This window comes from Brevibacillus porteri (assembly GCF_003013475.1).
In the GTDB taxonomy this organism is placed as follows: domain Bacteria; phylum Bacillota; class Bacilli; order Brevibacillales; family Brevibacillaceae; genus Brevibacillus; species Brevibacillus porteri.
Genome location: NZ_PXZO01000021.1, coordinates 73,190 through 92,964 on the forward strand (window position 1 = coordinate 73,190; position 19,775 = coordinate 92,964).

The following is a 19,775-nucleotide window of genomic DNA, read 5'->3' on the forward strand; positions in this document are numbered from 1 at the left end:
GTGACAATATAGTTATTATGTAAAGTAACGCTCGAATCCTCAAATTCGGGCGTTTTTCGCTATTATGAGTAATTAGCGTTTAGAGAGGTACCTCCAGAAAAATGGATTTAGTGGCTTCAGGAGGAACTTTTAAAGGATATATCACCTCTTGGTGGGAGCATATCAACTTTTTGGGCGAATACCAATATTATACGTTGTATTATGCTACATTATGATGGAGCTGACCTTAGAGGATTGACTCTTATGGAGCGTAAAGCTGTCCTGGACCGGGCAATAACGGACACTCCGACAATCAGCAAAATCGCGTACATTGACGGTCGCGGCGAAGACTTATGGGACGCAATTGTTGCTCGAAACATGGAGGGTATCGTTGCCAAGCGCAAGGACGGGAGATACCACACAGATAAGCGTACAAACGATTTCATAAAGGTAATCTACTACACGTATGCTGACGTCCATATTGCCGGCTGGCATAAAGGTGACTTCGGTTGATTGGCACATTACAACAGTCGACTAGTGGGCGTGATCGAACTGGGCGTATCCTTTACTCACAAGCAGGCGTTTTATGGAGTGGCGAAACAGTTGATTACTGGTGAGGATCGTGAGTATGTTTACATTCAGCAGCAAATAAAAGCACGTGTCAAAATGCGAAACTGGACAAAGAGCGGCATGCTTCGTTCACCAGTATTTGTCGACTTTATTTTAGCTGGATAGTAAATAACCAGTCTCCTCAACAGAGACGGGTTTTTCTCATTTCTTGATTATTGGCACTGTAACAGTAAAGCGAGTGACACCCTCTTGAGAATATACTTTTACTGTACCGTAATATTTTTAATGGACGTATCCCTAAAAGCAGTAGAGGAATTTCGCGCTGTTAACAAAAAAGATTTTTGAGACAAAAAGCAGATGAGTCAAATAAATCAATTGACATAAATTACCCATCAAAACGTGCCATATGAAGAACGACATCTTTTCTAAAAGGTGGCGTCTTTTGGCTGTTTCCCCCATATACATAAAGTAGACCGACGGCAAAAGGGGGAGGCGAAACGATTGACCAACGACGAGCGAAAAGAACTGGAGCGATCCATTGACGAAATTACCGAGATCGCCAAAGGGTTCAATCTCGATTTTTACCCGATGCGATACGAGATATGCCCGTCTGACATCATTTATACATTTGGCGCGTATGGAATGCCCACACGATTTTCGCATTGGAGTTTTGGAAAGGCAAAGCGTCAACTGTATGAAAAAACTACTCCATAACGTTCCACGTAATATTGACGGTTTTGTTTTTATTCAATGTCACTTTCTTAATTATTTTCCTCACCATCACTTTTTGTTCCTCAAACGTCAGATAGTCCCAGTCCTCACCGATTTGCTGAATCAAAGACTGAAACTCCTCCACATTCCTCTCCGGTACTTCCTCACCTATTAAATCCAATAACTGCGTTTCAATTAACTCCTGTTCTTTTTCAAGAGTTGCAATCCGATCGCTTACGGCATTAGCTTTAATTGCACCGGACTGAATAGCATCATAGAGATTGTCCAAACCACTGAGTACTTGCTTCTTTCGTTCCTTTAAGGCATCGATAGCTTCTTGATGATTTTGTCTGGATAGGCTCTCTTCCGAAACCTCTAAAACAATCTGTGGATCAAGAGCAATGCTTTTAATTTTGCTAATCACATAGTCCTCAATTGCATGTCGCTGACGGTAACCTAGCCAGCAACGTAATTCTTGTGAGCGCTCTTTAGGGCGGACATGTTGATTTTTACAAGCATAAAGCTCATACAAATATTCACGTCCACCACGTTTTTGTTTGCGCTTTACATGTACAACAATGCTTTGACATACGCCACATTCTAATAGACCAGTTAAAAGGTAATCACCGATTGGTGTTAGTCCCTTCCTGCGTCGCGATGTTTCGCGTTGCACTGCATACCAGATATCAGGATCAATTATGCCTTCAAATTTTCCGTCAACTAGCGCCCCATTGTTAATTAGTTTACCTACGTAGATTGGCCTTGCTAGGATGTCGCGTATTGCCCTGTGAGAAAATTTTCTTGCACTACTTCTTTGTGCAGCCCAATCCGCAATTGACAACGTGGATTGACCTTCAAGATAAAGTCGATATATCTCACGGATAAGGTGAGCTTCATCTGGGACGATTTCCATTATCGAATTTTCTGGACTCCAGGTGTAACCGAAGGGAATTCTTCCACCATGCCAAAGGCCCTGCTTAACACGCTGCCGACGTCCCTCGACCATGCGTTCAACGATCATATCGCGTTCCAATTGAGCAAATACAGCCAGTATTCCGAGCATAGCTTTTCCGAGCGGGGTAGAGGTATCAAATGGTTCTGTTGCAGATTTAAAGGCAACGTTATTCCTTTCGAACACGTCTTCAAGTAAATGCAAAACGTCTTTTTGTTTGCGGCCCAGCCGGTCGAGCTTATATACAAGGACTGTCTGAATTTCATTGGCTTCAATATGTCTTATAAGGCGTTTAAGTGCTGGGCGGTTCATGTTTGTGCCAGTATATCCATCATCCATGTATAGGATGTGTTCATCCCAGCCTTGTGACTTACAGAAGGCTATCAGCCTTTCCTTTTGAGCGTCTAATGAGTAACCTTGCTGGGCTTGTTCTTCTGTACTAACGCGTATATAAATTGCTACTCTCACGGTGTTCACCCTTCCCAAAAATAGCTCATTCACAATCGTTTAACATGTTATAATATTCCAAGTACAATAGAATCGGCTCCTCAAGGGTGGTCGGCTCACTCTCTCACATTTTATAGGGAGGGGGTGAGGCTGATGGAGGTTTATCAGGCGTTGACGCTGATGTTCATGTTTGGCATGTTCATCCTCGCTTTGCTGACATACCTCAAAAAGAAATAGACCGCCCTTGAGCTTGGAAGGCCAGGCGGTCTATTCCCCATAAATATTGAGCCGCCCCTTTGCGGGAACGTCTATTGTGCTTGACCGTTCGGTTGCAGCCGAACGGTCTCTTTTTAATATATGCTTATGTTTATAGATTACCACAAAAAGGGTGCTGTAAACACTTTTTTAGGGGGTAAATAACACCCAAAATGTATGTGAAAACCATACATGTGAAATATACAAGAATGCTTGTAGTGTAATTACACGGAGCTTTATACTGATTAAAACTGGATAGGTACAGGTGCAAACATGGATGAATTTCTTTTCGTTGTCTTTTCGTTCCTTGAATTCTTCGCCATATTTTATTTTATTTGTTCACTATTCCGTTTGAATCACATCGAATTCTTGTACGAAGCAATATTTGCAAGTTCTTTACTCACTTTTGTTTCCTATTTTTTAAGATTTGTTTCGCAGTTAGAAGTGATCGCACCATTTATTCAACTTGCTTGCTTAATTATCACTATAGCCGTAGTTTTCAGGTTCCATTTTTATTATTCAACGGTCATGTCTATAACGGGTTATGTAGGCTATGGTGTGTTACAAATGCTATATCTTATATTGGGAAACTGGATTTTTTCCACTGATGTTGCTACTCATGATGTATTAAAATTCTTTTTACAAGGAACTTCAGTCGTAACCATATTTCTTATTGGATGGATAATTGACCGAAAAGATGTAGGTTTTGATTATGTTATTTACGGGAAGTCAGTAACAATAAGATTTTCCAAAACTAAATTGTATCTAATAGGAGCAATATCTTCTTTTTTAGCGCTTTTTGGTTTTGTATATTTATTGGTTTCTGGACTTGTGTCAGATAATGGTCTGATGTTGCTGTTTTTGGTTGCAGTGCAAATATTTATGTTGTACAAGTTTTTTAAGAAAACAGGAGAATAAAATGATTGAATCATTAGCAGAAAAAATTGCTATAGCTATGAAGAGCGTCAATTCTGATCAAACAGCAAGTATTCCAACTTTAAAGTTCGGATTGATCATAGTCATAAATGGATTTTTAATAGTATTAGTTTCAATGGTGCTTGGGTCATTAACCGGAAAAGCAATGGAAACAGCTGTGACAATAATTGCATTTGTTGTGCTTCGTCTAACATCCGGTGGGATCCATTTACACTCTTCAACTGCTTGCACAGTTGTTTCTATTGGTACAATGTCAGTTCTTCCACACATCGCTATATCTGATAAGGTCAATGTTATTTTACTGGTGGTCGCAGCTCTTTTAGTTCTTATCTTTGCTCCTTCCAGAATCGAAGGACATAGCAACATAGACAAAAAATACTATCCAACATTAAAATGGATATCAATAGCAATCGTTTCGATTAACTTTTTCTTGCTGTCGCCAACGGTGTCAAAAGCTTTCTTTGTACAAGCTATGTCATTAATCCATATCAGGAGGCAATCAAAGTGAATCTTAAAAAGTACATCCTCGTACCAGTAGTAATGGCTTCATCTTCATTCTTATCTTTAATAGCCACGATGCAAGTTAATGTTGCGTCTGCGTGGTTTGTTCATCAGCCAGAAGTTCCTGAGGAGCTTCGCAAAAAGAAGTAATGAAAAGGGGCGCAAATTGCGCTCTTTTTTTTAGGGAGGCAGAACATCAAGATGAGCAACCGTTTGAAACTGCTGGTAATTGAGGATAACAAGGGGCATCAAAAGTCGATGCAGCTTGTCTTAGACAAATATAAAGACTCTATCCATAGTGTTGTTTATGCCTCGAATTCAGTAGAGGCATTTCATTTTCTTGAGAACCAGTACTTCAATGCGATCATTACAGACTTTGATTTGAATGAGAAGGCATCTGGTGTAGACTTTCTCCGCACCATCCATGAAAAAGGAATTAGGGTGCCTAGTCTTTTGCTTACGATTAATGACAACTTGGTCAATGCTGTACTTTTAAAGAAATATGGCTGTGTAGACGTGGTATCGAAATTTGGTTACGCAGAAACAGGGGCTCTAGATAAAGCGATATCCTTGTTAAAGAGACGTGCGCTATATTGTGATTTTGAAACAGCAGGGGGTTTTTTTGTACCAGCAATGTCTGAGGGTACATTTAGGCAGATTCCTTATTTTGAAGTCATCATGATTGAAAGTAAGATGCGCGGAGCCATTATTTATACTGATAGCGAGGAAGTGCGAACTGAAGGAGGACTATCAGAATTTGAGAAATATCTTTCAGATCGAAACTTTGCACGCTGTGGCCGATCACACTTAGCCAACTTGGAGAAAGTGGAGTCATTTGATGGCAAGAAGCTGTTCCTAAAACCTAACATACACAATCTTAATACAATTGCTATAAGCACCAAGAAGGCTATCCAGGATGATATACAGGCCCAATGGGATAGATACAGAGCTCTCCACGGCTAAAAGTGTCAATTGCAAATATTCGACAGATATTTTGCGTTTCGTCCCGACGAAATGCTTTTTTTATGCGTAAAATACTCTAAATAGTGAACTATTGGCAGAAATCGACAAATTTCATCCCGACAAAATGCCTTCTGATTCTGGAGTACTGGTAAGATGGACCCAGACAGCTACCAGCGAGAAAAACGAATGAGTTTATAGAAGGGGATGCTTCATGAATACTACAGAGAAGATCAAACAGGATAAAGGTTCAATTTCTAAAGAACACATCGACAAGATCACTTTTTTAATAATGCACATGAATAAGGATGAGAATGTAAAAAAACTCATAGATATGATCAAAAGCCGTTCAGCTTCATTGTGAACGGCTTTTTTCGTATTTGCGTTTTACTATCTCAGCTAAGGTATCGACTTGATCAAGGAATGATTTCCGTTCTGCTTCTGGAATGGATTCTAATATCTCTACGATTTGATCAACTTCAGCGCGAATATCCACATTTGTACTGGCGTATAAAGAGGTATCTTCGGCTTCTTTGCCTGTGATAAGCCAGTTTAGAGTAACACTATATTCCTCTGCTAGTTGCAAGAGAGTGTCATTGTCAGGTTCTGAGTGATTGTTTTCATACTTGGAAATCGTTGAAATATCGACACCAAGTCTGGTAGCCACTTGTTTTTGTGTTTTCTTTGCATTTTTTCTCGCTTGTTTTAGTCGTTGACCAAAGGACACAAGATCACCCTCATTTCCTATAGTCAATTATAGGATAGTTGAATAATGTTCAAAAGGTAGTTGAAAAAACTTCAAATAATCAGTTGACAAGTTGAATAAACTTCAATTATCATTGCATTAACAAGTTGAAGAAACTTCAACAAAAGGTGGTGAACTACAATGCCTAATCCAATGGTCATTGAAAATTATCGAAAAAAGCGAAACCTTTCTGTTAAAGAGCTAACAAAACTAATGAAGAGAACCCCGGGATGGTACTCAAAAATTAAGAACGGGCACTTTACATTGCCAAGTTACCATATCGAGCATATGGCAGAAATCTTTGGAGTTAAGCCTGCTACACTGGCAAAAGAGTATTTTTCTGATTCTAAAGTTGAAGAAACGTCAACATCTGATGGTGTAAAACAACAGCCTGCTTAAGTGGTAACAACAAGACGAGCAAGTTGAACAAGCCGTATGTCATACATTGTCAACAAGGGAGGGGATGACATGCAACCACAACCGCTCAAGCTCAACCTAAATCCGGTAGACGTGAAGTGGATTGTTAGAACCTTGATGGCTGCGAGAGAAAGAGCAAAGCAAAATGGCACTTATAAAGAACCCCAAACTCCTATCACCGAACAAACAGTGGCGTCTCTCTAACGAGGGATTGCCTTGATGGACAAGCTTCACACAACTGCATAGAGCGCCGAAGAGCGGGAGCGAGCGATTTGATCTGCGAAAGCAGGGAGCCGCGCCATAATACATTCCACCATTTCGCCGGGTAAGGGTGAAACAAGGTCAGGTGGAGGTCACTGCCAAGACTCGACGCTGCATGCAGTTGTGTGAAAGGAAAGTGAGGTGATCAATTTGTTAGATGAACTCGATCATTTGGTTAAACGCATTTGCTGGTACACAAAGAAAGTGAAGCAATTGGCAACATGGCCACGAGAGAAGAGAGAACGTAGGCGTCCAAAGCTTCTGGCTTACAAAGAAAGATTGCATGAGCTGATCAGAAAAAGAAAGCCCTCGGCTCATATGGCTGCCGAGGGAGAGTCTGGAAAGTGAGCTTAGGTTCATTGTACATCGAAAATCGAATAACGAAGGTAAGGATGGTGCGAACAAATGAGCGACTTTGGTAGACAGTTAGGCCAGTCACTTCATGAGGCTGGCATGACGCAGTTAGCTTTCGGTTTTGAAGCTAATGTAAGCCGGGAGGCAGTTTCTTCATACACCACAGGTCGGGCAGTGACGCCTCCAGATATCAAATCTAAATCGGTGTTAATAACGGATAACCCGTACCTTGCAATGGCGGCTGCCCAAGAGTCGACAGCTGGGACAAGCCCCGGAATCCTCGACGGCGATCGAATAGAAGTGAACCGCCACACCATACTGGATCGGACAGAACACGAAATGAACGAGCTGTTGAAAGTGATCCGAGAGGCTGAGGAAAGCCTTATCAGCGCGCCGCCGCGATCCTTAACAACACAGGAAAAGCAAGCAATTGAGACCTTAATCCAAGAGACATTGGATGTCGTCACTGCAAGCACCAATCTCGCAGCAATCCTTTGTAGGGAGTACAAGGTGTCATGGATTAAACAATGGGCTATCCACAAATCAAAGTGGATGAAAAACGGACTCATGAAAATGATGAAAGGGGTAGGGCTACATGAATAAACAGTTCATGGTATTTGATCAAGACCAGTTGCTTCTTGTAATCGGAGCATTAGTCGAAGAGAAGGTCAGGGTTCAGCAAGAGGGTAATGCCTGGCAAGCAAAACGGCTTATCATCACGGCAAATACTCTTATCGAAATGTGTGGTGGAAATCCTGGTTACTTGGATGAGGAACAATTGGAGCAAGCTGCCGGAGCGTTGGAAAGAGCGGTCGAAAGCCGGAGAGGACTGGCAAACAACAAGGCTTCACAGGCGTTATGGCTAGCTGCTCGTCTACGAGAGGTAAAGGCAAAGCGTGAGCGACGATTTCTTAAAGCGCCGTATGTAATGGTGAAGGGTAAGCGGCTAGCTGTCCTTCTGAAAGCAAGAGAAGTTGCAGCTTATTTGAAAATAGAAAAAACCGCCTGCAGCGAACAGACGGCTTAGAAAAAACTGTATTGGAAGAATACCATATCTTACCGAGGAGGACAAGCCCTATGAAGCCAGCACACATCCGTATTCAAGAATTGCAAAAAGAAGTAGCGAATTTGGCTGAACTACGTGAAGAAGCCCAATCAGAAATGAATAGCAATATGGACGAAGCATTGTACTACCGAAAAAAAGCAGATGAAGCAGAAGTTCGAATGTATGCGCGTCAGGAAGAAATTGACGCACGCCTTGCAAAAATCACCGAGTTGGAGGAACAGGAGGTGTTGGTGCATGCAGCAACTGCTTGATTTTCCGGAGCATGTGGAGAAAACGGAACCGATTCGACAAAAACAAATGGATACTTTGGCCTTTGATCAGGATTCCGAAACGTTGGAGAAACAAGTTCGTGACTTGATGCAGGAGCTTGAAGACATTCAAGAGGAAGTCCGAGGTATTTGGGAGTTTAGGCGACATTACTCCAACAGGGACAACCTTGAGGCTCTACAGGAGCAGAAGCGGAGGCTAACCAAATGGGTGAAGCAAAACGAATTGCCGAGTTAGATTTGAGCCTCTGCCAAGCTTCGGGAGAAATTGATTTGCCTGATAAGCTCATAGATGCAGCAAAGGCTTTCCGGGCAAGAGAGGCACTTCCCCATTGGATTCATCGAGCAGTTGAGGCAGAAGAAAAGCTCGAAAGAGTGAAGGGGAAACTTCAAGCTATTGCAAGTTTAGTCTCAAGGTCATCAAGTCAGGCAAGGATTGCGATGGATGCTCTTAAAGAAATGCAGTAACGCGGGCTTCGGCCCTGCGTGGAAAATTCGGTCGACCTTTCAAAATCTGAGAGTCGCACGTGAACTGAGTTTTCCACGGAGGTTCGAACCTCCAAGTAATACATAGCGAGGTCAAGACGTGGCGTAGGCAAGGAACTACAACGGCTGCCGTAGAGGTTGGGACGGCGGCGCCTCGCGATCAAAGTGAAAGGGGGTGTAGATAGTGGGGCAAGTGGCTGAATCGATGCTATCAGGGTTGCTTTGCCAAGTATGCGGTGCATATATGGACGACTTTGAAGAACCTGGACATCCAAGAACTTGCGAAGATTGCGAAGAAGAAAAGTAAAAGACCCAGCGTTGCAGCGCTGAGTCGTCGGTCTTGAAGCACGATTGGGAATCAAATTAATCGTAGCTGATAGACCCCCAAAAAACAAGTGGAGGTATATTCATGAAGCAAATCAGCTTGATGAAACTGGTTCTGCTCAACTTCAAAGGCATCAGAGAATTTGTCTTAGAGGTGAATGGTAAGAGTGTGAAAGTGTATGGTGACAACGCTGTAGGAAAGACGACCATCTTTGATGCTTTCACATGGGTGTTATTCGATAAAGACAGCCAGAACAAACAGGATTTTGGCATTAAAACACTTGATGCAGAAGGCAAGGAGCTACACCGTTTGTCCCATGAAGTTGAAGCAATCCTGCTGGTTGACGGGAAACGTAAAAGCTTGCGAAAAGTGCTGAATGAAAAATGGGTCAAAAAACGCGGCTTAGCAAGAGAAGAGTTTTCAGGTCACACTACTGAGTATTTTATCGATGGAGTTCCTGTGAAGCTCAAAGAATACAAGGAGCAAGTAGAAAGTATCATGAGCGAAGACTTGTTTAAACTCCTGACGAATCCGAGCTACTTTAACGAACAGCTTCACTGGGAATCTCGTAGAAAGGTTTTGCTCCAGGTATGCGGTGATGTGATTGATGAGGAAGTAATCAAGAGTGAAAAGAGCTTGGCACCTCTTATGAAAATCCTGAATGAACGGAGCATTGAGCAGCATCGAAAGGTGATTGACGGGAAATGCTCAGAGATCAGCAAAGAGCTCGACCAGATACCAGTACGAATTGATGAAGCAACCCGGTCCATGCCAGATACATCGGGCTTGAATGAAAATGAGCTTGGGGAAAGTATTAACGCTCTTCAAGAACAGATAACCAGCAAGGAAGCTGAGGCATTCCGACTGCGATCCGGTGGAGAAATTGCGGTAAAACAAAACCGCATAAGAGAGATTGAAGGAGAGCTACTACAAATTAAGAACGATGTGCAGGCTGGGACATTAGAAAAGGTAGCCGCAAAACGCCAGGAACTATCTAACCTCAATGGTCAACTCACTAAATTAAATCAACAAATCAGTGATGCGAAACGGGCGGTGGCTAGAAATGAACAACTAGCTTCTGACGAGTTAGCGGAAGCAGATAGACTTCGCCATCAGTGGCATAAGGTAAACGATGAGGTCTTGGAATATAGACATGATGACAATTGCCCCACATGCGGGCAAACATTGCCAGAAGAAAATATAGAAGCAGCACGAACAAAAGCGCTATCTGATTTTAATTACAGCAAAGCAGAGCGATTAGAGAAAATCTCAGCAAAAGGACGGGCTGCAAAAGAAGAAGCAACACGATTGAGCCAAGACAGTAAAGCAAAACAACAGAAGATTGCAGAGCTAGAACAATTGTTAGAGGAAAAATCGAATGAGATTCAAAAGGCAGAATCCGAGTTAGAAGCATCGCAAGCAAGCATAATCGATGTGGAAATGGACCCGAATTACATCACTAAACAAATGGAGATTTCCGTGATTCAAGAAGACATCGAACAGATACGTAAATCTGTCCAAGAAGCTGCTGCAAAGGTGGCTGGCGAAATCCAGAGTTTGAAAGCGCAGAAAGAAGCGCTGGAACAAGATAAAGCAAAATTCTCCTTGGCTCAGACCGTCTCTCAACGCATTGAGCAGTTGAAGACAGAAGAAAAAGAACTCGTAACCAAATATGAGGAGTTGCAGCACGAGCTATACCTAACAGAAGAGTTTATTCGGGCCAAGGTCAGCCTGCTCGAAACGAAAATTAATAGTAAGTTTCAGCATGCACGTTTCAAGTTGTTTGAACAACAAATCAATGGTGGATTGAAAGAACGTTGCGACACACTTTACCGAGGAGTTCCTTACGGCAGCGGCCTTAACAATGCAGCGCGAATCAATGTCGGACTGGACATCATCAATACGCTTTCCGAACACTACGGCATTACAGCTCCGATTTTTGTCGATAACGCAGAAGCCGTGACAAAGATGATTGAAATATCCACTCAGGTCATTAGCTTGATCGTTAGCGAAAAAGACAAGCAATTACGGGTTGTGGTTCCAGTCAATATCAAGGAGGCGGTTTAGTTGGTTGAAAATCAAAATGAGTTGGTAAAGAAAGAGATTTCGCAATCTGAGAGGTTCATGAACAAGGTTGTGTCTGAGTTTAATACCAATGTTGGAACGGTTGCATTAACGGATTTCCAAAAGCGTCTTGCTCAGAATTACTTCATTTCGCTGGATTCTGTTCTGAGGTCAACGGAAGAGAAGAGGCTGAAAAAGAGCGAGAAATACCGTGACCCCCTGCCAGTGACATGGGCGAACGTGAACATGGATAAGCTGGCTCGTGATGTTGTCTCTATGGCAAGAGTCGGTTTTGATCCGGCCCAACCAAACCATATCAACCTTATCCCCTTCAAGAACAACAACACGAACAAGTATGATATTGGATTCATTGAAGGGTATCGGGGAATCGAGTTAAAAGCCACTAAATATGGTTTGAACGTACCAGATCACGTCACGGTTGAACTTGTATTTAATACGGATAAATTCAAACCAATCAAGAAAGATCGGACAAACCAACATGAAGCATATGAGTTTGAGATAACGAATCCATTTGAACGCGGAGAGATCATAGGGGGATTTTATTATCACTCGTATACGCAAAATCCTACGAAAAATAAATTAGTAACTATGAGCATCAAGGATATTTTGAAACGAAAGCCAACCCATGCAAGCGTTGAGTTTTGGGGTGGCGAGAAAGACAAATGGGAAGACGGTAAAAAGGTTGGGAAAGAGCAAGTAGAGGGTTGGCATGAACAAATGTGCTGGAAAACCATTTATAGAGCTGCTTACAGCGATATCACAATCGACAGCCAGAAAATTGACGACGATTACTTACGTCTGAAACAAATGGAATCTGAGTTTGCAGATGCTGAGCTTGCCCAAGAGATAAACGATAACGCCAATCGGAAAACAATTGATATCGATCTGGACACACCCCCTATAAATCACCCTGTAAATACGGATACAGAACCACTCATGAACGGACAGGGTGCCGAACAACCTGACATGAACCACGGGCAACCTCCAAGCGAAGGACCCGATTTCTAATGATAGAGATAACCCCCCTGGCATCCAGCAGCCATGGAAACTGCTACCACATAACAGATGGCACAACCGCATTGTTGCTGGAGTGCGGCATCCGTTTTAAGGACATTCAACGCGCATTGCACTTCCAGACATCGAGTATAGCAGGCTGCCTAGTAACTCACGAGCACGGAGACCATGTGAAGGGCATAGCCGAAGTTATGAAGGCTGGCATCGACGTATACGCGTCCAGAGGGACACTGGAGACTTTGCAGGTTACAGGTCATCGGGCAGTTATTATTCAGGCCCAGAAACAATTCACATTAGGCTCATGGACGATCCTGCCGTTTGATGTACAGCATGACGTTACGGAACCACTCGGATTTCTTCTCGCGAATAGCTTAGGTGAGAAGCTGGTTTTCATCACAGATAGTTACTACTGCAAATACAAATTCAATGGACTAACGCACATCATGTTGGAGTGTAACTACAGCTTAAAAATTCTGGACGAAAACATAGCTGCAGGTCGAGTGCCACCCGTCATGAGAAAGCGCCTCTTACGCTCACACTTTAGTCTTGAAAACTGCAAAGACTTCCTACGAGCCAATGATCTGTCAAAGGTTCAAAGCATATGGTTGTTACACCTCAGCGACAGTAATAGTGATGAAGCACTTTTCAAAAGGGAGATACAAGAGCTTACTGGCAAGCCTGTGATTGTTGCACAAAAGCTATAAGTAACAAAGGCAACACAAGAGGGGGCAGGGGATGGGCATAGCAGAATACGGGACAACGGGGTTTTACGTCCTTCCCCGTTTAACCTTTCGGTGCAAAAGGGACAAATGGATCTTCCAAGAGATTATGAGCGAAGCGAATTTCAAGGACAACGAAAAGTGTAAACGTGGACAAGTTGTATTCATCATGAAGGACTACGCCAAAGAGACAAACTGGTCCGAGGATCAAATCAAATACTCGCTTAATCAACTAAAGACAATGGGATTGATCCAGTGGCAGCTCTACCGAGGGAACACCAAAAACGGATTGCTGATTACCGTCAACCACTATGATGAATTTCAAAATCTCGGTAGCTATAGCCGTCAAAAAGGGTCAAATTTTCCCGAAGAGAATCCCGAAGAGTTTCCACCTGAATTCCCGAAGAGGGAGGATGCTGAAAACCTTAATGTATCAAGGGATGAAGGGGTTACTGATGAACGGAATTCCCGAAGAGATTCGGAAGAGAATCCCGAAGAGATTCCCGAAGTATATAAGAACAGCAGTAAAGAACAGCATGTAAAACATAAAAAAGATTCTTGTCCCAAACGCAATAAGCGCGTTTATGACGAGTCAACAGACGCGTTCATTTTGGCAAGGTATCTCCGTGACCGTATCCTTCGTTGGAAACCTGACGCTAAGGTTCCTGAAGCCACACCAGTTGCACTCGCTTCATGGGCAGATGACATGCGAAAGATGATCGAGTTGGACAAGCGTAGCAAATATGACATACAGCTTGTCATCAAATGGGCAACAGACGATTCTTTTTGGCAAGTAAATATCCTGTCGGCTGGGACATTACGAAAACAGTACGACAAACTGGATGGAAATATGCGCAAGAAAGTTGTTCCCATGCCTCAGACTCGTGTGGATCAGCCATCAACAAATGCCCCAACAGGACATGGGTCAGACCATACCCATGCTGGATTTGAAAGGCGCGCTGCAAATGACTTGGCCTTCCAAGAAATGCTTTTCGGGAAAGGAGAGAGTACATGATTGATCGTCTACAGAACCTGCCAGCAGAAAAGGCAACGCTTGGCAGCATAATCATGGAGCCGATGATCCTCGACGAAATTGAATTGATTTTGTCGCCAGAAGATTTTTCACACTCAGGACACCAAGATATATACAAATCTTTGCTCGACCTTCGAGACAGAGGTGAAAAGATAGACCTCGTAGCACTAACCACCGAATTGAGTAATAAAAAACAACTAGATGCCATTGGTGGCGTACCGTACTTGACTAGTCTCGGTAGTGTCGTTGCCTCAGCCGCGGCAGTAGACCACCACGCTGAATTGGTCAAGGAAGCAGCAACGACAAGGAAAGTATTCCGATACGCGGAGTCACTCCGATCAAGAGTATTGAACGGGGATTATGATTCTGCTGAAGAGCTGCTGAACTTGGCAGAGGAGAGGGTCGCTGAAATTCGACCAAGTAAACGTGGAGGATTGCAAGCGGTAAAGGACTTTATCCTCGATCACATTTCCGTAATCGAAAACACTCGAACAGATAGCGGTTCCCTTCTTGGTAAGTCGTGGGGCATACAAAAAGCAGACATGCTTACAAGCGGAGCGTGCGGCGGTCAATTAATCATCCTGGGTGCAAGACCATCCGTTGGGAAAACAGCGTTCGCATTGAAGATGGCACGAACAACTGGCATTCAGCCTGATAGCGATCCGGTAGCGATATTCTCGCTAGAGATGAGAAAGGGAGACTTGTTAAACCGGATGCTCTCAGCAGAGGCCAAGATACCGCTTTTAAAAATTCGCCACAACAAGATGAGCGAGGGCGAATGGCATGTATTCACGCAGGCAAGTGACAAGTTTTATCGCTCTAACATTTACATGGAGGACAAGGGAAGACAGGCATTAAATGAAATTGTCGCAGAGTCTCGGGCATTAAAACGAAAGCACGGCAAGGTGGGAATGATTCTAATTGATTATCTTGGGCTGATCGGAAACAAAGGGAGAGGACGCCGTAACCGTAACGTAAACCGCGACCAAGAGATCGGGGAATACACCGGCACGCTTAAAGAATTAGCCAAGGAATTGAATTGCCCAGTTGTACTTCTTGCTCAGTTGAACCGGGATATTGATAAAGGGATTGTAAAGCGGCCGAACCTTTCGAGCCTTCGTGAAAGTGGAAATATCGAGCAAGACGCTGATGTGGTTGCTTTTCTACATAGGGATGACAGCGAAGAGTACGTAAATTTTGCAACAGGAGAACCAATCAGCAAGGTTGAGCTCATCATTGCTAAGAATCGAGATGGATCAGTTGGTACAGTGAACCTTGCCTTTCGGCGTGTGTTTCAGGAATTTATCGACTGGGATATGGCTCCAGGGCGACAGGTACAAGAATCGTTGAATACAGGTTCCTAAACCGGGAGGAGAGCAGACATGAAGCAAGGCAAACGACCAAATAGACGGCAAATAAAAGAATTGGAAGCATACAGATTAAACCCTGCGAATTGGCTTGTAGAACGTGACAGCACAACAGAATTCGTTTTGATTCATCGATTCACTGGTACGAAAAAGACGATCAAGAAAGGTGCATAACATGAAGCGTAGAGCCAGAGTTGCCACACAAGAATCAGATAAACCAAAGCTGCCCAAATATAAAAACAAGATCACCATTGTTGATGGTATCAAGTTCGATTCCAAAGCTGAGTCAGAGTATTACGTTGTTCTAAAAGAAAAGCTGGCTGCTGGTGAAATCCGGGACATGCGACTGCAACCCGTTTACGTACTTCAGGAAAAATGCCAACGGAATGGCAAGAATCTTCAAGCGATAACGTACAAAGCGGACTTTGAAGTCCTTCACCTGAATGGATCGCTGGAGGTCATTGATATCAAGGGTGAAGAGACGGAAGCCTTCAAAATCAAGGCAAAGATGTTCATGTACAAATATCCGAATCTGAAATTGACATTACTTAAAAAGGTTCAAAAATACGGCGGTTGGATCACCACTGACGAGTGGAAAGAGAAAAAACGCGAAGAGAAAAAAGCTATATAAACCAAGGGAGAGTGTGGAAAATGAGCAATCAAGCACAATTTACGGCAATGGTAAAGAAAATGGCAACGGATGATAAAAAAATGGTTTTGAGCTTGGAGTTGGTAGGGAACATCGAGCCAACTTCGCTAGTGAAATTGGTAGATATGATCGGTGACAAAGTGACTGTAAATCTTGGTAACCCACAAATGGCTATGGAGTTTGACGAGAATGAAAGAGAAGAACGTCGCGGTTTATCTGTCACAACCGATCCGTCTGGCGTGGTAACACAAGTTAGCGGAGACACTGGGGATGAGTATGACACTGATTACGAAGATACCGATGACCTAGAGAAAGATGGGGATGAGAGTGAAGGCCCTGAACACAATGAACAGGCTGGAGAAGAAGGAGACAAATCTCCGGAAGACGGGGAAGGTTCTGAAAACACTCCAATAGTGCAACCCGAAGAATTTGAGGAAGAACAGCAAAGCAATGATGAATCCAAAGACAATGAAAATGACGGTGATCAAGGACCTGATAATCAGGAAGATGCTGCTGCAACAATCGACAAAGAAGCGCTGGAAGCCTTCATCTTGAGCGGACAAGCTCCAGTATTCGATGAATTTACGTTTGATTTCCCGGAATTGCTACAGCGCAAAAAGAGTGGGGAAACATGGGTCATAATTGCTAAGAGTCTGGGTGTAAGCTCCACCAAAGTAGCATCCGAATTACGTGAATATAAAAAGCTGGTCGCAGAACATATGGCGAAGCAAAACGGTGAGGAACCGGGGGCAGCGTAAAGCTGCTCCTCTCCCCTAGAAAGGCGGGATCATATGACAGCCGTTAAGCCAGCACCAAACCATCCTTGGAGACGAAAATTTATAGCCACAAGTCAGGAAAACGAATATATCAAGCAGTCCATCGTTAATCCACAGGTTAACAACTGGAAAGTAGGCGGAGCATTGCCGACTTGGAACGGGAGGAAATAGCATGGTTGAACATACAGCAGCCGTTCTCTTTGGCGGAATCGGCGGGGCATCCGTTGGATATATGCGTTCGAAAATTGAATATGGCGGTAAGATTCATAAATTCCGTTTACTTTGCTCAATTGATTACGACCCTGTTGCTTGCAAGAATCACGACAACATAACGGGCGAAAATACCGCTGTCGTAATGGACCTTTTCACAAGAGAACAGTACATCGACTGGCACGGGCAAGAACCACCACCAGAATGGCAGGAAGCAACGCCATGGGATATGTGGGTTGCGTTCGGAAACCAAATTCCATATTTCCTCTTTACCTCTCCACCATGTAAGGGCCTGAGTGCTCTACTACCCAAAGAATCCGCTGAATCGAAGAAATATCAGGCTTTAAACCAGCTAACCTTACGCGGCATTGAGTTGTCCCTTCGAGCATGCTTGGAGTATGGCGGTGGGGTGCCAGCATTCATCCAAATGGAAAACGTTCCACGTATTCTAACGCGGGGCAAGGCTCTGCTCAAAAAAATTGAGAAGTTGCTCAAAAAATTCGGATACGAAGTGAATATGCGAGCTGACCACAACCTCGGGGAGATCGGCGGGTTGGGACAGAACCGAGTCAGATTCTTGATTCTGGCGCGGCATGAAGTACAAGTTCCGAATTTCGTCTACATTCCACCGAAGAAGGCGCTGAAAACAATAGGCGATATTATCGGGCCTCTCCCGATGCCAGGGGATACGGAAACGGGCGGGCCATTGCATAGACTGCCTCGCCTCGAATGGAAAACATGGGTACGCCTTGCACTGATTAAAGCAGGCGGAGACTGGCGAGACCTACAGAACATCCCATATGAGCAATACAGAATCATTCACGAGCCACGTAGTGGAGCTTGGGGAGTTGAAGACTGGAACGACACGGGGCGGACAGTAACAAGCACAGCAGGCCCCGGTAGAAGCAACGGTGTGTCTGCGTTATCTGACCCGAGGCTTTCGATTAACGGGGCGGGGAAGGCGAATCTATATCGAGTGCAATCGTTTGAGCAACCAGCGGATTGCATCACCGGAGCTGTGGGGCCATCAAACGGAGCTGCAAGCATTTCCGATCCAAAGCTCAAACATCGAGAAGGGCGACACCCGGGCGTATACCGAATTGTCGGGCCAAACGAAACGGCTCCATGCGTGACAGGGACAAGGTTTGGCAGTGGCGCGATAGCAGTCGCTGACCCGAAGGTACTTACAAAATTGCACCCCGACAGCTACGGAGTGCAGGAGTGGGATAGTGCTTCAAAAACGATTCGTTCTGCATCCCGAATTATGCAATCGGCTGCCAGCATTAACGATCCAAGAGTTGTTAATCAATATCACGATGGAGCCTATAAAGTGAACGAATGGGAAACAACTTCACCCACTGTTACAACGGGAAGTCCTTCAGCCGGCAGTGGCAAAATTATCAGCGATCCACGTATCTCCGATCGACCAGGACGTTATACGGATAAGTACCGCATGCAATCTATGGATCAGCCAGCGGCAACAGTGACAGGCGTAACGGATGTGCAGAGCGGCGCACAGCTCGTAGCGGACGTCCGGATGAATTGCAGCCCACGGTCAGGAACGATGGGAGTAACCGCTTGGGAAGAGACATCCCCAACGGTTACGGGCAGCAGTGACATACATTCAGGTTCCTCCGCCGTTGCTGATCCGCGACCAGTTCCAGTCGATACCGATAGAGGTGTCTGGATCATCATTGCCGGGGATGGGACATGGCATAGACCACTTACAACCTATGAGCTGGCTATGCTCCAAGGATTCGATACACACTTGCCTGATGGTCGTCCGTTCCAGTTGGAGGGGTGCAGCGATGCAAAGGCTCGGGAATATATCGGGAACGCAGTACCGCCAGCATCGGCAGAGGCTATGGGAATGGTAATCCTGTTGGCAGCAGCGAAGGCAGAAGCAAACATTGGGTTCGAATTGAGTTGGGAAGATATTTGGGTTGATTCTGACAGAGTAGAAGTCCCAGCATTAGTTCACTAAGGATATCGGCGTCCATGACTACCAAACAGTTCGTGGACGCCTCCATACACACGAACAGGAAGGTCTGGAAACACGATGGCAACATGGCCAGCATCGAGCTGTAGACGGTCAGAATCTTGTTCAATCACATAAGGTATCTCCATTGCATTCAGGGCCTCTTTTAGATAGCTGACCTCGGACCATTCGACTGAGTAATAAAACGACTTTTCCATAAGACCAACTCCTTTGTGGTCATTATGACATACGGAGTTGGGACAAAAAAGGAGACGGGAGAAATGCATCCGTTTGTGGCTGGTGATAAAGTGGACCACCCGGAATTAGGCCGGGGAGTGGTCATACAATGGCAGCCTGCCAAGCTACTTGTTAAGTGGGAGTTATCCGGGAAGGTGTCGCTAGTACCTAAGACAGAGGTACAACTGATTACGGAATAGGTCGCACGAGGTCAATTATGTTAAATGGTCAGAGCTGATATCTAATAGAATATGAGCAGATAAATAGAAAAACGACCATCCCTCAGCCACATTAGGGCTTTTGAGACAGTCGCTGTGGAATTATTTATGACCCCACGGGCAGAAGCATCCGTTTATTGTGTCAATGCACCAAGGAGGCAGGCAAGTGGAATATGGTTGCTTTGATCCTAACGCTTGAAGAAATCGCTTAAACATAGTTATTCACCTCCAAAAAAGGTAATTATTACCAATAATTAA

The 19,775-nt window shown here is 44.2% G+C and carries 27 protein-coding genes and 1 pseudogene; 25 read left to right on the forward strand and 3 right to left on the reverse strand.

Annotated elements, in window-relative coordinates; translation table 11 throughout:
* Positions 1 to 201: 201 nt before the first annotated feature.
* The 3 genes and pseudogenes from C7R92_RS32875 to C7R92_RS13160 form a co-directional block, all read left to right on the forward strand.
* Positions 202 to 492, forward strand: coding sequence for an ATP-dependent DNA ligase (locus C7R92_RS32875; protein WP_412678993.1), 291 nt, complete (start codon positions 202 to 204; stop codon positions 490 to 492).
* Positions 493 to 714, forward strand: a complete 222-nt coding sequence (locus C7R92_RS32880) for a hypothetical protein (protein WP_244195740.1) — start codon at positions 493 to 495, stop codon at positions 712 to 714.
* Positions 715 to 1,050: 336 nt separating this feature from the next.
* Positions 1,051 to 1,227, forward strand: a pseudogene (locus C7R92_RS13160) (SpoVR family protein); the annotation flags it as partial.
* Between the two features lie 25 nt (positions 1,228 to 1,252).
* On the opposite strand, the gene C7R92_RS13165 reads toward C7R92_RS13160, so the two are convergent.
* Positions 1,253 to 2,680, reverse strand: coding sequence for a recombinase family protein (locus tag C7R92_RS13165; protein WP_106834552.1), 1,428 nt, complete (start codon positions 2,678 to 2,680; stop codon positions 1,253 to 1,255).
* Positions 2,681 to 2,812: 132 nt separating this feature from the next.
* Here C7R92_RS13165 and C7R92_RS33140 point away from each other — a divergent pair, with 132 nt between their 5' ends.
* The 5 genes from C7R92_RS33140 (at position 2,813) to C7R92_RS13190 (ending at position 5,314) form a co-directional block, all read left to right on the forward strand.
* A complete protein-coding gene (locus tag C7R92_RS33140; RefSeq protein ID WP_016738816.1) occupies positions 2,813 to 2,896 on the forward strand; it encodes a putative holin-like toxin in 84 nt (27 codons plus the stop codon).
* A gap of 291 nt (positions 2,897 to 3,187) precedes the next feature.
* The gene (locus C7R92_RS13175) at positions 3,188 to 3,832 is read left to right on the forward strand and encodes a hypothetical protein (RefSeq protein ID WP_106834554.1); all 645 of its coding nucleotides are present in this window, start codon (positions 3,188 to 3,190) and stop codon (positions 3,830 to 3,832) included.
* 1 nt (position 3,833) lies between these two features.
* Complete coding sequence (locus C7R92_RS13180) at positions 3,834 to 4,358, forward strand: accessory gene regulator ArgB-like protein (RefSeq protein ID WP_106834555.1); 525 nt, start codon at positions 3,834 to 3,836, stop codon at positions 4,356 to 4,358.
* Positions 4,355 to 4,501, forward strand: coding sequence for a cyclic lactone autoinducer peptide (locus tag C7R92_RS13185; RefSeq protein ID WP_208636202.1), 147 nt, complete (start codon positions 4,355 to 4,357; stop codon positions 4,499 to 4,501). Before C7R92_RS13180 ends, C7R92_RS13185 begins: the two co-directional genes overlap by 4 nt.
* Positions 4,502 to 4,552: 51 nt before the next feature.
* The gene (locus tag C7R92_RS13190; protein WP_106834556.1) at positions 4,553 to 5,314 is read left to right on the forward strand and encodes a LytR/AlgR family response regulator transcription factor; all 762 of its coding nucleotides are present in this window, start codon (positions 4,553 to 4,555) and stop codon (positions 5,312 to 5,314) included.
* A 352-nt stretch (positions 5,315 to 5,666) separates the two neighbouring features.
* On the opposite strand, the gene C7R92_RS13195 is transcribed toward C7R92_RS13190, so the two are convergent.
* Positions 5,667 to 6,038, reverse strand: coding sequence for a helix-turn-helix domain-containing protein (locus C7R92_RS13195; RefSeq protein WP_244195741.1), 372 nt, complete (start codon positions 6,036 to 6,038; stop codon positions 5,667 to 5,669).
* Positions 6,039 to 6,197: 159 nt separating this feature from the next.
* Between C7R92_RS13195 and C7R92_RS13200 the strand changes: the two genes are divergently transcribed.
* From C7R92_RS13200 to C7R92_RS13270, 16 genes are all read left to right on the forward strand, one after another.
* Positions 6,198 to 6,455, forward strand: coding sequence for a helix-turn-helix domain-containing protein (locus tag C7R92_RS13200; RefSeq protein WP_106834557.1), 258 nt, complete (start codon positions 6,198 to 6,200; stop codon positions 6,453 to 6,455).
* 69 nt (positions 6,456 to 6,524) lie between these two features.
* Positions 6,525 to 6,677 (forward strand): hypothetical protein, encoded by a 153-nt coding sequence (locus C7R92_RS32020; RefSeq protein WP_158265750.1) that lies wholly within the window; start codon positions 6,525 to 6,527, stop codon positions 6,675 to 6,677.
* Positions 6,678 to 7,139: 462 nt separating this feature from the next.
* Positions 7,140 to 7,691 carry a hypothetical protein gene (locus tag C7R92_RS13210; RefSeq protein ID WP_106834558.1) on the forward strand — a complete coding sequence of 184 codons (552 nt, stop codon included), beginning with the start codon at positions 7,140 to 7,142 and terminating at the stop codon, positions 7,689 to 7,691.
* A complete protein-coding gene (locus C7R92_RS13215) occupies positions 7,684 to 8,115 on the forward strand; it encodes a hypothetical protein (protein ID WP_106834559.1) in 432 nt (143 codons plus the stop codon). The genes C7R92_RS13210 and C7R92_RS13215 overlap by 8 nt, the downstream gene beginning before the upstream one ends.
* A gap of 50 nt (positions 8,116 to 8,165) precedes the next feature.
* Positions 8,166 to 8,405, forward strand: a complete 240-nt coding sequence (locus C7R92_RS13220; protein ID WP_106834560.1) for a hypothetical protein — start codon at positions 8,166 to 8,168, stop codon at positions 8,403 to 8,405.
* Entirely contained in the window at positions 8,389 to 8,658 is a 270-nt protein-coding gene (locus C7R92_RS13225; RefSeq protein ID WP_106834561.1) for a hypothetical protein, read from the forward strand. The genes C7R92_RS13220 and C7R92_RS13225 overlap by 17 nt, the downstream gene beginning before the upstream one ends.
* Positions 8,628 to 8,888, forward strand: coding sequence for a hypothetical protein (locus C7R92_RS13230; protein ID WP_106834562.1), 261 nt, complete (start codon positions 8,628 to 8,630; stop codon positions 8,886 to 8,888). The genes C7R92_RS13225 and C7R92_RS13230 overlap by 31 nt, the downstream gene beginning before the upstream one ends.
* Positions 8,889 to 9,315: 427 nt before the next feature.
* The gene (locus tag C7R92_RS13235) at positions 9,316 to 11,298 is read left to right on the forward strand and encodes an AAA family ATPase (RefSeq protein WP_106834563.1); all 1,983 of its coding nucleotides are present in this window, start codon (positions 9,316 to 9,318) and stop codon (positions 11,296 to 11,298) included.
* The gene (locus tag C7R92_RS13240) at positions 11,299 to 12,324 is read left to right on the forward strand and encodes a recombinase RecT (RefSeq protein WP_244195742.1); all 1,026 of its coding nucleotides are present in this window, start codon (positions 11,299 to 11,301) and stop codon (positions 12,322 to 12,324) included.
* Positions 12,324 to 13,034 (forward strand): MBL fold metallo-hydrolase, encoded by a 711-nt coding sequence (locus C7R92_RS13245; protein WP_106834564.1) that lies wholly within the window; start codon positions 12,324 to 12,326, stop codon positions 13,032 to 13,034. The genes C7R92_RS13240 and C7R92_RS13245 overlap by 1 nt, the downstream gene beginning before the upstream one ends.
* A 31-nt stretch (positions 13,035 to 13,065) precedes the next feature.
* Positions 13,066 to 14,064: a hypothetical protein gene (locus C7R92_RS13250; protein ID WP_106834565.1), complete on the forward strand. Its 999-nt coding sequence runs from the start codon at positions 13,066 to 13,068 to the stop codon at positions 14,062 to 14,064.
* On the forward strand, positions 14,061 to 15,446 hold the full coding sequence (gene dnaB, locus C7R92_RS13255; protein WP_106834566.1) for a replicative DNA helicase: 1,386 nt from the start codon (positions 14,061 to 14,063) through the stop codon (positions 15,444 to 15,446). Before C7R92_RS13250 ends, dnaB begins: the two co-directional genes overlap by 4 nt.
* An 18-nt stretch (positions 15,447 to 15,464) precedes the next feature.
* Entirely contained in the window at positions 15,465 to 15,623 is a 159-nt protein-coding gene (locus C7R92_RS32330; protein WP_167403207.1) for a DUF6906 family protein, read from the forward strand.
* A gap of 1 nt (position 15,624) precedes the next feature.
* Positions 15,625 to 16,080 (forward strand): DUF1064 domain-containing protein, encoded by a 456-nt coding sequence (locus C7R92_RS13260; RefSeq protein ID WP_208636203.1) that lies wholly within the window; start codon positions 15,625 to 15,627, stop codon positions 16,078 to 16,080.
* 20 nt (positions 16,081 to 16,100) lie between these two features.
* On the forward strand, positions 16,101 to 16,856 hold the full coding sequence (locus C7R92_RS13265; RefSeq protein WP_106834567.1) for a hypothetical protein: 756 nt from the start codon (positions 16,101 to 16,103) through the stop codon (positions 16,854 to 16,856).
* Positions 16,857 to 17,046: 190 nt separating this feature from the next.
* Positions 17,047 to 19,068 carry a DNA cytosine methyltransferase gene (locus C7R92_RS13270; RefSeq protein ID WP_158265751.1) on the forward strand — a complete coding sequence of 674 codons (2,022 nt, stop codon included), beginning with the start codon at positions 17,047 to 17,049 and terminating at the stop codon, positions 19,066 to 19,068.
* On the opposite strand, the gene C7R92_RS13275 is transcribed toward C7R92_RS13270, so the two are convergent.
* Positions 19,065 to 19,280, reverse strand: a complete 216-nt coding sequence (locus tag C7R92_RS13275) for a hypothetical protein (protein WP_106834568.1) — start codon at positions 19,278 to 19,280, stop codon at positions 19,065 to 19,067. The two genes, C7R92_RS13270 and C7R92_RS13275, sit on opposite strands and share 4 nt — an antisense overlap.
* 63 nt (positions 19,281 to 19,343) lie before the next feature.
* On the opposite strand from C7R92_RS13275, the gene C7R92_RS32025 reads away from it, so the two are divergent.
* On the forward strand, positions 19,344 to 19,499 hold the full coding sequence (locus tag C7R92_RS32025; RefSeq protein WP_158265752.1) for a hypothetical protein: 156 nt from the start codon (positions 19,344 to 19,346) through the stop codon (positions 19,497 to 19,499).
* The last annotated feature ends 276 nt before the right edge of the window (positions 19,500 to 19,775 follow it).

Coding starts and splice junctions, on each gene's coding strand:
- C7R92_RS32875 (WP_412678993.1), top strand. CDS start 202: ATGCTACATTATGATGGAGCTGACCTTAGAGGATTGACTCTTATGGAG.
- C7R92_RS33140 (WP_016738816.1), top strand. CDS start 2,813: ATGGAGGTTTATCAGGCGTTGACGCTGATGTTCATGTTTGGCATGTTC.
- C7R92_RS13175 (WP_106834554.1), top strand. CDS start 3,188: ATGGATGAATTTCTTTTCGTTGTCTTTTCGTTCCTTGAATTCTTCGCC.
- C7R92_RS13180 (WP_106834555.1), top strand. CDS start 3,834: ATGATTGAATCATTAGCAGAAAAAATTGCTATAGCTATGAAGAGCGTC.
- C7R92_RS13190 (WP_106834556.1), top strand. CDS start 4,553: ATGAGCAACCGTTTGAAACTGCTGGTAATTGAGGATAACAAGGGGCAT.
- C7R92_RS13200 (WP_106834557.1), top strand. CDS start 6,198: ATGCCTAATCCAATGGTCATTGAAAATTATCGAAAAAAGCGAAACCTT.
- C7R92_RS32020 (WP_158265750.1), top strand. CDS start 6,525: ATGCAACCACAACCGCTCAAGCTCAACCTAAATCCGGTAGACGTGAAG.
- C7R92_RS13210 (WP_106834558.1), top strand. CDS start 7,140: ATGAGCGACTTTGGTAGACAGTTAGGCCAGTCACTTCATGAGGCTGGC.
- C7R92_RS13215 (WP_106834559.1), top strand. CDS start 7,684: ATGAATAAACAGTTCATGGTATTTGATCAAGACCAGTTGCTTCTTGTA.
- C7R92_RS13220 (WP_106834560.1), top strand. CDS start 8,166: ATGAAGCCAGCACACATCCGTATTCAAGAATTGCAAAAAGAAGTAGCG.
- C7R92_RS13225 (WP_106834561.1), top strand. CDS start 8,389: ATGCAGCAACTGCTTGATTTTCCGGAGCATGTGGAGAAAACGGAACCG.
- C7R92_RS13230 (WP_106834562.1), top strand. CDS start 8,628: ATGGGTGAAGCAAAACGAATTGCCGAGTTAGATTTGAGCCTCTGCCAA.
- C7R92_RS13235 (WP_106834563.1), top strand. CDS start 9,316: ATGAAGCAAATCAGCTTGATGAAACTGGTTCTGCTCAACTTCAAAGGC.
- C7R92_RS13245 (WP_106834564.1), top strand. CDS start 12,324: ATGATAGAGATAACCCCCCTGGCATCCAGCAGCCATGGAAACTGCTAC.
- C7R92_RS13250 (WP_106834565.1), top strand. CDS start 13,066: ATGGGCATAGCAGAATACGGGACAACGGGGTTTTACGTCCTTCCCCGT.
- dnaB (WP_106834566.1), top strand. CDS start 14,061: ATGATTGATCGTCTACAGAACCTGCCAGCAGAAAAGGCAACGCTTGGC.
- C7R92_RS32330 (WP_167403207.1), top strand. CDS start 15,465: ATGAAGCAAGGCAAACGACCAAATAGACGGCAAATAAAAGAATTGGAA.
- C7R92_RS13260 (WP_208636203.1), top strand. CDS start 15,625: ATGAAGCGTAGAGCCAGAGTTGCCACACAAGAATCAGATAAACCAAAG.
- C7R92_RS13265 (WP_106834567.1), top strand. CDS start 16,101: ATGAGCAATCAAGCACAATTTACGGCAATGGTAAAGAAAATGGCAACG.
- C7R92_RS13270 (WP_158265751.1), top strand. CDS start 17,047: ATGGTTGAACATACAGCAGCCGTTCTCTTTGGCGGAATCGGCGGGGCA.
- C7R92_RS13275 (WP_106834568.1), bottom strand. CDS start 19,280: ATGGAAAAGTCGTTTTATTACTCAGTCGAATGGTCCGAGGTCAGCTAT.
- C7R92_RS32025 (WP_158265752.1), top strand. CDS start 19,344: ATGCATCCGTTTGTGGCTGGTGATAAAGTGGACCACCCGGAATTAGGC.